This window comes from Gillisia xinjiangensis (assembly GCF_046298265.1).
In the GTDB taxonomy this organism is placed as follows: domain Bacteria; phylum Bacteroidota; class Bacteroidia; order Flavobacteriales; family Flavobacteriaceae; genus Gillisia; species Gillisia xinjiangensis.
On the sequence record NZ_JBKAHK010000003.1, the window covers coordinates 55,559 to 70,322 of the forward strand.

The 14,764-nt window shown below is 39.4% G+C and carries 9 protein-coding genes; all 9 read right to left on the reverse strand.

Features of this window, described 5'->3' with window-relative positions; genetic code table 11:
- Positions 1 to 45: 45 nt before the first annotated feature.
- The 9 genes from gap to ACKGJN_RS05480 all read right to left on the reverse strand — a co-directional run bounded on the left by gap (position 46) and on the right by ACKGJN_RS05480 (position 14,715).
- Entirely contained in the window at positions 46 to 1,044 is a 999-nt protein-coding gene (gene gap, locus ACKGJN_RS05440; protein WP_409538434.1) for a type I glyceraldehyde-3-phosphate dehydrogenase, read from the reverse strand.
- A 20-nt stretch (positions 1,045 to 1,064) separates the two neighbouring features.
- Positions 1,065 to 2,051, reverse strand: a complete 987-nt coding sequence (gene pfkA, locus ACKGJN_RS05445) for a 6-phosphofructokinase (protein WP_409538435.1) — start codon at positions 2,049 to 2,051, stop codon at positions 1,065 to 1,067.
- Positions 2,052 to 2,236: 185 nt separating this feature from the next.
- Positions 2,237 to 3,913: an alpha-amylase family glycosyl hydrolase gene (locus tag ACKGJN_RS05450; protein ID WP_409538436.1), complete on the reverse strand. Its 1,677-nt coding sequence runs from the start codon at positions 3,911 to 3,913 to the stop codon at positions 2,237 to 2,239.
- An 8-nt stretch (positions 3,914 to 3,921) separates the two neighbouring features.
- A complete protein-coding gene (locus ACKGJN_RS05455) occupies positions 3,922 to 5,802 on the reverse strand; it encodes an alpha-amylase family glycosyl hydrolase (protein ID WP_409538437.1) in 1,881 nt (626 codons plus the stop codon).
- Between the two features lie 47 nt (positions 5,803 to 5,849).
- Complete coding sequence (locus ACKGJN_RS05460; RefSeq protein ID WP_409538438.1) at positions 5,850 to 8,240, reverse strand: glycoside hydrolase family 31 protein; 2,391 nt, start codon at positions 8,238 to 8,240, stop codon at positions 5,850 to 5,852.
- Between the two features lie 47 nt (positions 8,241 to 8,287).
- Positions 8,288 to 10,150 carry a glycoside hydrolase family 13 protein gene (locus tag ACKGJN_RS05465; RefSeq protein WP_409538439.1) on the reverse strand — a complete coding sequence of 621 codons (1,863 nt, stop codon included), beginning with the start codon at positions 10,148 to 10,150 and terminating at the stop codon, positions 8,288 to 8,290.
- Between the two features lie 90 nt (positions 10,151 to 10,240).
- The gene (locus tag ACKGJN_RS05470) at positions 10,241 to 12,547 is read right to left on the reverse strand and encodes a glycoside hydrolase family 65 protein (RefSeq protein WP_409538440.1); all 2,307 of its coding nucleotides are present in this window, start codon (positions 12,545 to 12,547) and stop codon (positions 10,241 to 10,243) included.
- Position 12,548: 1 nt separating this feature from the next.
- Positions 12,549 to 13,208 carry a beta-phosphoglucomutase gene (pgmB, locus tag ACKGJN_RS05475; protein ID WP_409538441.1) on the reverse strand — a complete coding sequence of 220 codons (660 nt, stop codon included), beginning with the start codon at positions 13,206 to 13,208 and terminating at the stop codon, positions 12,549 to 12,551.
- Positions 13,195 to 14,715 carry an MFS transporter gene (locus ACKGJN_RS05480; protein WP_409538442.1) on the reverse strand — a complete coding sequence of 507 codons (1,521 nt, stop codon included), beginning with the start codon at positions 14,713 to 14,715 and terminating at the stop codon, positions 13,195 to 13,197. The genes pgmB and ACKGJN_RS05480 overlap by 14 nt, the downstream gene beginning before the upstream one ends.
- Positions 14,716 to 14,764 lie beyond the last annotated feature (49 nt).

Genomic DNA, 14,764 nt, shown 5'->3' on the forward strand with positions numbered 1-14,764 from the left:
ATTGCTTTTAAAAACAGCCTTTGAAATTTATTTCTTTAAAAAAGTTTAAACAGTTGCAACATGTGCAGCTAATTCAATCAATTTTGCAGAATATCCGTATTCATTATCATACCAGGCCACCAGTTTAAAGAAATTGTCATTTAAAGCGATCCCGGCTCCAGCATCAAAATTACATGTATATGCATTGGAAACGAAATCCTGGGAAACAACACTTTCCTCTGTATAAGAAATAACTCCTTTGTATTCTCCTTCAGAAGCTTTTTTAAATGCAGCTTTAAGTTGATCGTAAGTAACAGATTTCTCTGTACGTACCGTTAAATCTACTACAGAAACATCTGCGGTAGGAACTCTAAATGCCATACCGGTTAGTTTTCCGTTTAATTCCGGAATAACTTTCCCTACAGCAACAGCTGCTCCTGTTGAGGATGGTATAATGTTAACCAAAGCACTTCTTCCGCCTCTCCAGTCTTTTTTTGAAGGACCATCTACAGTTAACTGAGTTGCGGTAGTGGCGTGAATTGTTGTCATTAAACCTTCAATAATTCCGAAGTTATCATTAACAACTTTAGCTAATGGCGCTAAACAGTTGGTGGTACAAGAAGCGTTGGATACGATGGTTTGTTCCGGTTTCACATCTTTATGGTTAACTCCCATAACAAACATTGGGATATCTTTAGATGGAGCGGAAACTACCACTTTCTTAGCTCCGGCAGTAATATGTTTTTGAGCACCAGGCATATCGGTAAATATTCCGGTACAATCTAAAACGATCTCTGCATTTACCGCATCCCATTTAAGGTCTTCCGGATTACGCTCTGCAGTTACTCTAACTGTTTTATCATTTACAACAAGATTTCCATCCTTCACCTCAACAGTTCCTTTGAATTTCCCGTGAACTGAATCATATTTTAAAAGATAGGCTAAATGTTCTACGTCCAGCAAATCATTTACCCCAACTACTTCAACATCTTTGTTTTCCATAGCAATTCTGAATGCTATTCTTCCGATACGGCCAAAACCGTTAATTCCAATTTTTGTGCTCATAATTTTTGTATTTAAAGTTTTTAAACCGAAGTGATGTCTGCCACCCTCCGCAAATTTTTATCAAACTTCGCCTCCCCTTTGATCGCAATTTCCAATGGAACCGACACCACCTGTTGATGATGTATGCCTACCATGATATTGCGTTCTCCGCGAAGCAAAGCATCTACTGCCCCAACTCCCAATTTACTGGCAAGGACCCTGTCATAACAACTGGGGGAACCTCCTCTTTGAATATGCCCAAGTACAGAAACCCTGATTTCATAATCGCCCAGGTTTTCTTCGATGATCTCGGCAAGTTCAAAAATGTTTTTTCCGCTTTTATCGCCTTCAGCCACAACGATAATACTGGATGTTTTACCGGATTTGCGGCTCCTTTTAAGGGATTCCAGCAGGCGGTCTACACCCATATTTTCTTCCGGGATCAAAATCTCTTCAGCACCAGCACCTATACCGCTGTTTAAGGCGATATCTCCGGCATCCCTTCCCATTACTTCAACAAGAAATAACCTGTTGTGAGAACTGGCTGTGTCCCTTATTTTATCGATCGCTTCCACCACCGTATTCAATGCGGTATCATATCCTATAGTGAAATCTGTTCCGCTAATGTCATTATCTATAGTTGCAGGGATCCCTATTACCGGAAAGTCAAACTCATTCTCAAAAATTAAGCCTCCTGTAAAAGTACCATCTCCTCCAATTACAACCAAGGCATCGATATCCGCATTTTTGAGATTGACATATGCTTTTTCACGTCCTTCCTTGGTCATGAATTCTTTGGATCGAGCCGATTTAAGAAATGTTCCTCCTCTGCTAATAACGTTTCTAACAGAGCGGGCGTTCAATTCTTCAAAGTCATTTTCTATCAAACCCTGATACCCACGGTAAATTCCTACACATTCTATATTCTGAAATGTACAACACCTAACTACTGCTCTTATAGCAGCATTCATTCCCGGGGCATCTCCTCCTGAGGTTAAAACCCCTATTCTTTTTATTTCTGATTGCATTACTGTAAAAATATTTGATTTTAAGCTTAAAACCTAATTTGAGTTCACACTCAAACGTTTTCGGTTGATAACTCATAAAAAACGCCCTGTTTAAGAGGCGTTTATTTAATTATTTACAATTTGAATTCCGTATTTATTGAAATTCGCACCTGAATAATTTAAAATTCATGATTTTTCTGTAAAAATTACTTTTTCTCCAGCAAAACGATTTCAAATTTTGAAGCTATTAAAACCTTTCCGTCTATTACTTCCGCTGAAATACCGGAATATGCGTCGTGAACCATTTCTCCGTTTTCAAAAGTTTGTGACACTTCTATAACTTTTTCTCCTTTTGAGACGCCAATCCCTATAATGACCGTATCCGAATAATCATCTTTTTCAAAACTTCTTTTAAAATAATAAGGCTGTTCACTAATCATTTGATGGGTTCCTGCTCCAACGGCAGGGTGATCCCTTCTAAACTGACCCAGTTTTTGCCAATGGCTTAAAACTTCTTTTGTAGAGGCACTGAAATCTATTTGCTCCCAGTTCATAAAGGATCTCAAAGTAGCATCGCCTACTGTTCCTTCAATTATTAAAGAACGGGCAGATTCATCTCCATAATACACCTGCGAAGTCCCAGGATTTAGCAAAAGTATGGTTGCGGTTTCCATTGGCTTTTCACGCTCCTTATCAAAGGGTTGTCCGTCATCATGAGAGGTTAGGTAATTTACAGAACCATATCCGTCAAGATCTGTGCTCAATATTTTATCATACTTTTTAAACAAGGTTTCATGGTCGAGTTCCCCAGCGTCATACTTTAATTCAAAATTTATAAGACTCGTGAAAGCAGCATCAAAATAATTGACTTTTTTATCTCCAAAATCAAAATCCTTAGCGTTGCTAATCCCGTAGTTATACACTTCCCCCACCAAATAAAAGTCATTATCGTCCAACACCTTTTCAGGGTTATTCTTTTTAAATTCAGCAAAAGCATAATCGGCTATTTCTTTAAATTCCTGCCATACATAAGCTTCTGTGTGTTTTACCGTATCTACCCTGTAACCGTCTATTCCGAATTCGGTAATATAATCGGTTAACCATTTCATTATGTAGAACCTTGGCGCCCGCGGATGGCCGGTATGCTCAAAAAATTCGTCCAGCTCTGCAATTTCCTGTTCATATCTTCCCTCTGCTTTCCACTTTTCCACGAGTTGTGGAGGCAATTCTACCGCCTCATTACTTTCAGTTCTTATGTCTGGTAAATTTTCTACAAGTGTACAGGTCACGGTAGTTTCGTAATCCTGATAGGTACAAGGAGTATCGTTACGCACCCACTCATCCGGCCAAACAGGATCCTTCTCAGTCACTGGTCCTGTATGATTGATCACTGCATCCAATAAGATCCTTATGCCATTTTTATGTGCAGCATTAACCAGTTCTTTCAAATCCTCTTTTGTTCCAAAATTGGGATCGATCGCTGTCCAGTCTTTGGTCCAGTATCCGTGATATCCATAGGTATTCCCGGTTCCTTCATTTGTGGCATCATGAATTTGCTCCACAACCGGTGTCATCCAAATGGCATTGATCCCCAAATTTGTAAAATAACCTTCATTGATTTTTTGGGTGATTCCTTTTAAATCGCCTCCTTCAAACCCACGCAGTTCCCCGGTTTCCATGGTCCTGTCAAAATTAACATCGTTTGAAGGATCCGCATTGTTAAACCTGTCTGTAAGTAAAAAATAAATATTGGCTGCTTCCCAAAAGAATGGGGATTTGTTTTGAGATGTGGAAACATCGGCGACCTGATCTTTATCTTTTTTTGCTCCGGGATTGCAACTTAGTGCAATTGATAAAAAGCTTAATGCTATTATTTTTTTCATATATGGATTTAGTTTAACTTTAAAATGAATGATTCTAATGGGCCCAATTTAATTTGAATGCTTCCAAGATTATTTTCAACTTTAATTTCTGTTTTGTAGGTGCCATAAAGCATATCTGTCAGGGAATAAAATCCATCATCTAAATTCCAGGATTTGATGATCTCTTCCGGGATCTTCAAATTAAATTCATAGGATTTTCCAGCATCAAAATTTGAAATGATTATCAGTTTTTCATCTTCGCTCCAACGTGCGAAAGACAATACTTTGCTATTATAATTTTCGGTATTTTCCCTGTTGTAGGTATGGATATCCTTATAATTCCCAACAAGTGCGGTACTGTTTATAGTGAAATTCAGTAGTCTTTTGTAGAAATCGCGAAGGGACTTTTCCGCTTCTGTAGATTGTCCGCCGTCAAATTTCTTTTCGTTCACCCAACGCTGATAGGTGGGCACTCCAATATAATCAAAAATAGAGGTACGGGATGGCTTTCCATACCCGGCATCTACGGCTCCGGGTTCTCCCAATTCCTGTCCAAAATAAACCAGGGTTGGGGAAGAACTTATAGTGGCTGAAACTACCATAGCCGGTTTCCCTTTTTCTGCACTTCCGGCAAATTCCGGACTTGCAATGCGTTGCTCGTCATGATTTTCCAGAAAATGCAGCATATGCTGCTCAATATCTTTTAGATCTTCCTGAATTGCTGGTATATGATCTGTTTTCCCGTAGCCCTGCATGATATTTTTAATGGTATCGTATAACTGGACTTTGTCATACAGGTAATCCATTTTTCCTTTTCTGATGTAATCCCGGTATAAATGAGGCTGATAAACTTCCGCTAACAAAAAAGCTTCCTGATTTTTTGTTTTTATAGCCGAATTCATATAACTCCAAAACTCCACTGGAACCATTTCTGCCATATCAAACCGGAATCCGTCCACCCCTTTATCGACCCAATACAAAACGATATCCTTGAATTTCACCCAGGAATCGGGAACAGTTTTACCTTTCCAAAATTCGAAATGGGCTTTATAATCTTTGTTTTCAAAACCTGCGGGCAGTTCGTCAAAATCATAATTTCCATCGGGATCTACTCCGTAATTGATCTTTACCGTTTCATACCAGTCGTTCATATCCGGCTGGGCTAAACGGGATCCGTTCCCGGTCCATTTTGCAGGGTTTTCATCAAATTTCCCATCGGCCAACGGATGGTTTTCACCACCCAGGGGTTGGTATCCATCTTTCCATTGCGGAACCTGAAATGCTTCTCCCGGATTATAATAAAAATTATTATTTACGGTATAGGTAAGCATTTTATCATCTTCGGCACCAAAATCTGTAACGCCATCAGGGTTTGTTAGTCCCTCATAATTTCGGGCGACGTGATTTGGAACGATATCGATAAGCACTTTTAGTCCTGCCTCGTGAGTCCGGGCTATGAGAGCTTCAAATTCCTCTAAACGTTTTTCGGGATTTTCAGCCAGATCCGGGTTCACATTATAGTAATCCTTAACCGCATAAGGCGAACCGGCACGGCCTTTCACCACATCTGGATCGTCAAGAGAAATGCCATATTCGGTATAATCTGTAATGGTAGCATGTTGTGGAACTCCGGTGTACCAAATATAGGTAACTCCCAGATCTTTAATTTCCTGCAGGGCTTTGTTTGTGAAATCCTTAAACTTTCCAACACCATTTTCTTCAATGCTGCCCCAGGGCTTATTCGTGGAATTGGTATTCCCGAATAAACGTGTGAATACCTGGTAGACGACTTCTTTTTTCTTTGCTTCAGATGCAGCCATAGGTTGTTTTTCTATAGGTTTAGCTTCGTCTTTACAAGCGATTAAAAGTGAAATTGCCAGGAATAAAAGCCCATATTTAATTCGGTTCATAAATATAAAATTTTAGATTTATTTTTATTCTTCAGAGAAGATTTCAGTTAATCGAATTCAATTTTTATGGTGGTGATATCCTGATAAAAATGAACAGGAATATCAAGCTTTCCACGGTGCATATAATTTTTTGCGGTATATTTTATTCCGTTAAGCCAAACGAACTTTATTGGTTTTTGAAGGTTTTCAATATGTATTCTTACGAGTTCGATTTCTGAATCAAAATGTTCTCCTCCTTTTTCTTTTTTAATTTTCAGGTTGAGGGCCGCTCCATCATAAACACTTTCCATCCTTACTATTTCATACATGCCCTTATTATAAGAATCTGGAGTATGCCCATCATCCTGATAAAGCATACCCTGACTGTTTTTGGTGTTTTCATCGAAGTAGTAATGCACATCCATTGTAGACGGATCATAATTTGCAGTTGTTTGCATAGGTTTTGCCATTGGAATGAATGCCCCGCCCCTCACAAAAGTTGGAATATGATCTTCCTGGATTGAAACAAGAGCAGTGCTGCCACCGCTGTATTTTTTATTTGAGTAGAAATCAAACCAATTCCCCTCACCGGGAAAATAGATCTCCTTTTCGGTTAAACTGTCGGACATTACGGGGGCGATCAAAAAGTCATTTCCCCATAAATAGGTATCGGCTATTTCGTATAACTCCATATTTTCAGGTTCCTCAAAAAACAAAGGTCGCATTAGAGGATTTCCGGTATGACTGTTTTCAAAGGCAAGCGTATAATTATAGGGCAGCAATTTGTATCTTAATTCGATTGCTGTTTTGGCCAGAGCTTTGGTTTCAGCGTTTTTAAAAACCGGTTCTGAAGGTACTTCTTCCTGTGCATGCGGGCGAAAAACAGGTTGAAAAACTCCGTACTGAAGCCAACGATTATATAGTTCATCATCTTCCAGATCTCCGGCAAATCCACCAAGATCTGAATGCATATACGCAAGGCCCTGCAATCCCATTTGAAGCGAAATTTCCGGCTGGGCTTTTAAGCCGCCCCAACTTCTGTTCACATCCCCGGACCAGGGAATCAATCCGAAACGTTGAGATCCGGCTGCCCCGGCACGCATTAAGATAAATGGCCGCTGATTGGACAAATCGGTGCTGTAGCCATCGTACAGCAATTTTGCCCAATAATGTCCGTAAATATTATGGACCTCATCTGCAGAACCCGAAACATGTTGTAAGGCAGAAGGATGCACTTCAGGTTCTCCAAGATCGCCCCACCAACCGGCAACGCCCATTTCTGTGAGATCCTTGTATATATTCCAGAACCAGGTTTGCGCCTTTGGTTTAAAAATATCGATCAGGCCGGTGTTTCCAAAATAAAAATCATAAATAAAGGGTTTTCCTGCTTTATCGGTTGCAAGAACCTCTTCGGCTACAGCTTCCTCCCATTTTTTTGAAGTAGTCAAAATAAAAGGTTCTGTCACTAAAATAGTTTTAACTCCCTGCTGCTTTAAATCTTCGATCATTTTCTTCGGCTCCGGAAATGAATCCCGAACAAACTCCAGACTCCCCATAGTTCCCTGGATTTCATGTCCAAACCAGAATAGATCAAGGATCACGGCATCCACGGGAATACTGTCATTTTTAAACTTTTCAATAGTCTCCTTCACCTCTTTCTGAGAATGATATCCAAACCTGCTGGAAAAATTCCCAAAGGTCCATCGCGGGGGCAAAGGTTGTCTGCCGGTTAACAAGGTATAATTGTCAAGGATTTTCTCCCAGGTTTCTCCTACTATGAGCTGGTAGGTTTTTCTCCCGCTAATGGTCTCATAAGTAAGGGAGTTATCCTCCCTGCTGTCCAGGTCCAAAAATCCTATTGGTGCATTATCAAAATGCAGCATATACTTATTCGAAGATAAAACGATTGATAGGCTGAAATTTAATAATTCCGACCGTTCCTCATATCCATAATGGGCACGGTTATACAATTCCAACCTGTTTCCCCTTCTATTCATCCCCAAGGCTCTTGCGCCTCCCCCAAAAAGAACTTCCTCTTCTTCCAGATTGAATTCTATTTTTTCGTGGGTTTCATCCTTGAAATATCCTGTTTTTTCAGAAATAACCGGTTCTTCATTAAAAAAATACTGAATATGAAAAGGCTTTTTAGTGATCAGAACATCGATGCCTTCAGAATCTATTTTCACCGAAGCCTTGTCTTCAGAAACCGTGAAAAGGACTTTTTCAGGAATAAGGATAACCGCATGGGAAACCGTATCCCTGGTTTTACCTTCTGGAATAAAGTTGGTTTCCATAATTTCAGAAGTATAAGGCTGAAAAATATAAGTTCCTTTGGCTACAGCAACTTTAACCGAATTTTCTAAAACTTCATAACCCTCATAAATCCTGTCCGGGTTTTGTGCATTTAGAAATGAACTTCCTGCAATAAAAAAAACGAAAATTAATTTTAATAATTTCATGAAGTTATTTGGATTGGTATTTATAGTTTCTTTTTAGCCTTAAATCACTACTTTTTCGTTGTAAGCAGGAGAATCCCTTTTGAAGTTATTTCAAGGTTATTTTCAAAAATAAAAGATTCGTCGGTTAGGATGTTCTTCACTTGTTTTCCCAGCAAACCAACCTCCTCAAACCGGTTTAAGTCCAGCGAGATCGGTTCCTCATTTTTATTCATAATAACGCTTACAGTTTCATCATTTTTTATTCTGAAAAGGGTATAAACCCCATTTTCAGGGGCGAAATGAATTGTTTTTCCTGAATGTATTGCTTCGCTGTTCTTACGGTAATTCAGCATTTTTTTCAGAAATGATTGCATATCCTCCTGATCATTAGCTAAGTCAGTTCCCGTAAACGCATTTACCTCATCATTCTTCCAGCCACCGGGAAAATCGGTTCTTATTAATCCATGATCCCCGGGTTTGGCCGTGTTTTCCATCAAAATTTCGGTTCCATAATACAACTGCGGAATTCTTGGCAACGCAAGCATGTAACCCAGCGCCATTTTGGTCAGTTCCAAATCTTCGTTTAATTGGGTGAAAATTCGGTCCATATCATGATTGTCTGGAAATATCATAATGTTCTCCGGACTGGGATAATAAAAATCATTTGCCAAACCTTCATACATTTTCACAAAACCATTATCCCAGCTTTCCTCTTCAGTCAATGCTTCCACAATTGCTTTTTGCATTGGGAAATCCATGGTAGAGGTCAAATTAGATTCATATCCATCTTTGTTATTTGAGCCTTGCTGCCAGTAACCAACCAATAACGGATTGGTGCTCCATTCTTCCCCAACTATACTGAAATTTGGATATTCCTCCATTATTGCTCCGGCCCAATTGGACATGAACTGCTTGTCCGGATAGGGATAGGTATCTTGTCTAATCCCGCCAAGATCCAGGGTTTCTATCCACCAAATACTATTTTGGATGAGGTACTTTGCCAGCAACGGATTATTCTGGTTTAAATCGGGCATGGAAGAAACAAACCAGCCTTCACGCATTAAATTTTTGTCTTTTACAGATGCGTACAAATCCTGATTTGTCGTTCTTCTGTGATTTGTGACAACAATGTTATTTTTTAAAAATTCGTCCTGATAATTGATCCAGTTATTGGCCGGTAAATCCTTTATCCACCAATGTTCACTTCCAATATGGTTTGCAACCTGGTCCATGATCAGTTTAATTCCTTTATTTTTTGCAGTTTGAGCCAATTCAATATAATCCTCCAAAGTACCAAACCGTGGATCTACCTGGTAAAAATCGGTCATTGCATATCCGTGATAGGAACTCTCTTTCATATCATTGGTCAACACCGGGGATGGCCAAATAGCAGTAAATCCCATTTGGTCTATATACTCCAAATTATTTGTAATTCCCTTGATATCTCCACCATGCCGTCCATAATCATCCTTTCTGTCAAGGGTTTTTTCATTCATTGTTTTTACAACATCATTTGAAATAGATCCATTTGCAAAACGATCTGGGGTAATTAAATAAATAACGTCCGAACTGTTGAAACCTTCCTTTAAATTTGAATCCTTATTTCGTTCCCTGAGCTCATAATTTTTACTGAAGGCAGTTTTTCCGTCTTTATTAAAATCGATCTTAAAGATTCCTGCTTTCAGACCTTTTAGATCCAACATCACAAAAATATAATTCGGATTTTCGGTTCTGGTTATTTTGCTTAAAACTACTCCCTGTGCTATGGAAGGTTCATAAGTTGCAATTTTTTTTCCGTAGAACATCAGTTCCAATTCTTCAGCCTGCATCCCGCTCCACCAATACGGCGGTTCTACCCGGTCAATTTGAGAATACATTGAAATACTTCCGTAGAATAAGAAGAATAAAAGGATAAATAAGGACTTCTTCATTGTTGGTTCATTTTAAAAATGTTACTGTTTTTCAGAAAAAAAAGTAAAAAAAATCCTCCCTGAAAAGAGAGGATATTTTATAATCTAAGTTTATACCGAAACCGATTCATCAGGATTAACTTCAATTTGTTGTCCTTTTACAAGAATAAAAACCGATTGATCTCCTTCTACTTTAAAAGTTGTTTTTCCTGAATTCACTTCCACCTTAACGATTTGGTTCCTAAAGTTCACCTTAAAAGAATAGGCCTGCCATCCATCGGGAATTCTTGGATGAAATGAAAGTTGATCATCAACAATACGCATTCCCCCAAAACCTTCAACAATGCTTATCCACGTACCTGCCATACTTGTAATATGGCAGCCTTCCTTAACCTCATTATTATAATCGTCCAGATCCAGTCTTGCTGTTCTCACATAAAACTCATAAGCCTGATCCATCCTATCGAGTTTTGCCGCCTGAATACTATGAACACAAGGAGAAAGTGAAGATTCGTGCACGGTCAATGGTTCATAAAAATCGAAATGTTTCTCCAAAGTTTCTTTGCTGAATTGATCTTCAAAGAAATACATGCCCTGTAAAACATCGGCCTGTTTGATATAACAGGATCTTAAGATCCTGTCCCAGCTCCATTGCTGGTTGATAGGACGATTCATTCTGTCTAATTGATCAACGGGAATGATCTCCTTGTCCAAAAATCCATCCTGCTGAAGAAAAACACCGTGTTCTTCAGAATAAGGGAAATGCATGCCCTCTGCAACTTCTCTCCATTCAATAAGTTCTTCATCGTTAATCCTGGTTAAGCCTATAATCCTGTCATAATCCTCTTTATGGCCATCCTTAACCTTTTCTATCATCTCCAAACAATACTCAATACACCATTTCGCGATGTAATTTGTGTACCAGTTGTTGTTAACATTGTTTTCATACTCATTAGGGCCAGTAACCCCAAGGATCACGTATTTATTTTTGTCTTTGCTGAAGTTTGCCCGCTGATGCCAAAATTTGGCGATAGCGATCATTACTTCCAGCCCTTTTTCAGGGATATAATCAAAATCACCGGTATAACGCACGTAGTTGTAAATCGCGAATACCATAGCTCCATTCCTGTGGATCTCCTCAAAAGTGATCTCCCATTCATTATGGCTTTCTTCCCCATTCATGGTAACCATAGGATAAAGTGCCGCTCCGTTTGAAAACCCGAGTTTTTCAGCATTTTCAATGGCTTTCTCCAAATGATTGTACCGGTAGGTCAATAAATTCCGTGCAACCTGTTGATCTTTTGTCGCCATATAAAACGGGATGCAATAGGCTTCGGTATCCCAATAAGTACTTCCACCGTATTTTTCGCCGGTAAAGCCTTTTGGCCCAATATTAAGCCGCTCATCTTTCCCGGAATAGGTTTGATTGAGCTGAAAAATATTAAAACGTATACCCTGTTGTGCCTTTATATCCCCATCTATGGTAATATCTGCCATTTCCCAGATCTTAGCCCAGGCATCTTTTTGATTTTCCAACAATTTTGTAAAACCGGTTTCAGCGGCCTTTTTCAGCACTGCCTTAGTTGCAGAAATAAGCTCTGACTGATTATGGTTCATATCTGTAACATAGCCCGCAAATTTCCTAAGGCTCACTACATCGCCTTCTTCAGCATTGGCAGAATAGGTGAAAATCACTTTATCTTCTGTTGTTTCCTTCTGAAAATCTCCAGACACCTTTTCATCATTCAGCTTCAATTCAGATTGCATGTAGGTACAGGCATGGAATTCTGTTTTTAAGGTTTTGGAAATGATGAATCCCTGCTCATCTTCAGCCTGAACCTCCAGAATTTTCCAGAATTTTTCATCCCAATTCGCATCTGTATTGGTAATTCCACTATCTATATAGGGTTTGAAAGTGATTTTTGCCGCTCCCGAAATCAACTCGACTTTATAATTAATCGCACCAAGTTCATCAAGATCCAGGGATAAAAACCGGGTAGATTCCACCTTTATTTTTATTCCGTTTTGAAGAAGTGCGATAAAACTTCGCTGATACCAGCCTTCCTTCATATTCAGTTCCCTTCGGAAACCTGAAACTTTCTGACAGGTATTTAGGTCCAGTGCTTCCTCATTCACGAAAACATTTATTCCAATCCAGTTGGGGGCATTCAAAACTTTTGCGAAATGCTCCGGATAACCGTTTTTCCACCAACCCACTCTGGTTTTATCGGGATAATAAACGCCGGCAATATAACTTCCCTGAAAAGAGGGGCCGCTGTAGTGCTCTTCAAAATTGGCTCTTTGGCCCATGGCTCCATTCCCGATGCTAAATAAGCTTTCGGAAGATTTTACACGTCCTTTTTCAAATCCTTCTTCAATGATGGACCATTTATTTGGTATTATATAATCTTGGTTCATATCAGTTATTTAATAGTTTTAAAATAAAATCTTTATCAATTTCGGTAAAATCTTTGAAAACGTAATGCGCTTCGTGTAAATTCGATTTTTGACCAATCCCAATACTGGTCATTTTGGCCATATTTGCCGCCTGAACTCCTGCAACTGAATCTTCAAATACGATACAGTTTTCAGATGGAATATTGATTTTCTCTGCTGCGATCAAAAACACTTCAGGATTAGGTTTTGCCTTGCTTACATCATTTCCATCTACAACAGCGTTAAAACGCTGAATTAAATCGGTTTTCTCTAAAATGGCCCTGGCATTTTTACTTGCCGATCCCAGTGCAAAAGGGATCCTGTTTTCTGAAAGATAATCGATTATGGTACCCACTCCTGGTAAAATATCCTTTTTTGTCATGGAACAGATATAGGTGAGATAATTGTCGTTTTTCATCGCCATTTGTTCCATAAATTGATCCTGGGATAACTTCATATTACCCCATTCCAGGATCTTCTCCAGGGAGCTCACCCTACTAACCCCTTTCAATTGTTCATTTTGAGCTTCGGTAATATCAAATCCAAGATCATTGGCCAGTTTCTGCCATGCAAGAAAATGAAATTTGGCGGTATCTACAATTACACCGTCCAGATCGAAAATTACACCTTTATTTTTGTTCACTAATATCTATTTTTCGTTGAGTATTCACCCTAAGGGTTAAAAGTCCTGCAATAATAAACGCAAAACCACCTATGACAAGGGCATATATTGGTTCATTATTAAAATATTCCTTTACTAAAAATCCTAAAATTGTTGCTGCAACAATTTGCGGGATCACTATAAAAAAGTTAAAAACCCCCATATAATACCCCATTTTCGCAGAAGGTAATGATCCTGAAAGCATCGCATAAGGTATAGACAAAATACTTGCCCAGGCAATTCCTACTCCTATCATGGCCATGGTAAGCCCTATTTTATCGGATACAAAATAGATGGAAAGCAACCCCAATCCACCAGCTACAAGGGCCAGCATATGGGTGAATTTATTACTTGTCCTTCTTGCCAGCACAGGCAATAAAAAAGCTACCGCGGCTGCAACCCCGTTATAAACACCAAACATGATGGTTACCCAGTCGGCAGCATCGTTGTATAATATTGAAGTGGTATCCCTGGTCCCAAATACGTGTCCTGTAACGGCTTGTGTGGTATAGATCCACATAGAGAACAAGGCAAACCAGGAAAAGAATTGAACCCAGGCGAGTTGTTTCATTGTGCCCGGCATATTGAGCATGTCGGTTATTATAATGGTAAACCCGTTTCGGATATCTTTTGAACGTAACTGGGAAACGATCATAAAAAGCAGGCCTATAAATATCAGGCCTATAAAAAGTATGTACAGTTCCTTAGTAAGATCATTAAAATAAATAACTGCAGACATTACAGCACCGGTTAGCGTCATGATCACCCCGGAAAGAAGTTGCGTTCGGATATTTTTAATTTTATCCAATGCATCCACCTTTGCAGGGCTTATCTCCAGTCTTCTTTTCTCGAAGGCTGCAAGTTCTGCCGGAGAATATTCTTTAGACTTTATAACGGTCCACAGCACCGCCAGAAAGAATACTACACCACCCACATAAAATGACCATTTTACTGAATCGGGGATAACTCCTTCAGGGGCGGTATTACTAAGCCCTATCCAATTGGTGAAAACCCATGGAAGGGCAGATCCAACCACCGCTCCAATTCCAATAAAGAAACTTTGCATGGAAAAACCAAGGGTTCGCTGGCGTTCGGGGAGATTATCACCTACAAAGGCACGAAAAGGTTCCATAGAAATATTGATGGAGGCATCCATGATCCATAAGGTTCCTGCTGCTACCCATAAGGTGGGGGAATTTGGCATGATAAACAATGCAATAGAAGATAAAATGGCACCTATCAAAAAATAAGGCCTTCGCCTGCCCAGCCTGTTCCAGGTCCTGTCGCTAAAATATCCTATAATAGGCTGGACTACCAACCCGGTAACAGGAGCGGCGATCCACAAAATAGGGATATCTTCAACATTTGCTCCTAAAGTTTCAAAAATTCTGGAGGTGTTGGCGTTTTGCAGGGCAAAACCAAATTGAATACCCAGGAATCCGAAACTCATGTTCCAGATCTCCCAAAAACTAAGGGTGCGTTTTTGCATATCGTAAGGTTAAATTAAGACTACGACAAGCACTATGACTCGTCAAAAC

Coding starts and splice junctions, on each gene's coding strand:
- ACKGJN_RS05465 (WP_409538439.1), bottom strand. CDS start 10,150: ATGAAGAAGTCCTTATTTATCCTTTTATTCTTCTTATTCTACGGAAGT.
- ACKGJN_RS05480 (WP_409538442.1), bottom strand. CDS start 14,715: ATGCAAAAACGCACCCTTAGTTTTTGGGAGATCTGGAACATGAGTTTC.
- ACKGJN_RS05455 (WP_409538437.1), bottom strand. CDS start 5,802: ATGAACCGAATTAAATATGGGCTTTTATTCCTGGCAATTTCACTTTTA.
- gap (WP_409538434.1), bottom strand. CDS start 1,044: ATGAGCACAAAAATTGGAATTAACGGTTTTGGCCGTATCGGAAGAATA.
- ACKGJN_RS05460 (WP_409538438.1), bottom strand. CDS start 8,240: ATGAAATTATTAAAATTAATTTTCGTTTTTTTTATTGCAGGAAGTTCA.
- ACKGJN_RS05470 (WP_409538440.1), bottom strand. CDS start 12,547: ATGAACCAAGATTATATAATACCAAATAAATGGTCCATCATTGAAGAA.
- pfkA (WP_409538435.1), bottom strand. CDS start 2,051: ATGCAATCAGAAATAAAAAGAATAGGGGTTTTAACCTCAGGAGGAGAT.
- ACKGJN_RS05450 (WP_409538436.1), bottom strand. CDS start 3,913: ATGAAAAAAATAATAGCATTAAGCTTTTTATCAATTGCACTAAGTTGC.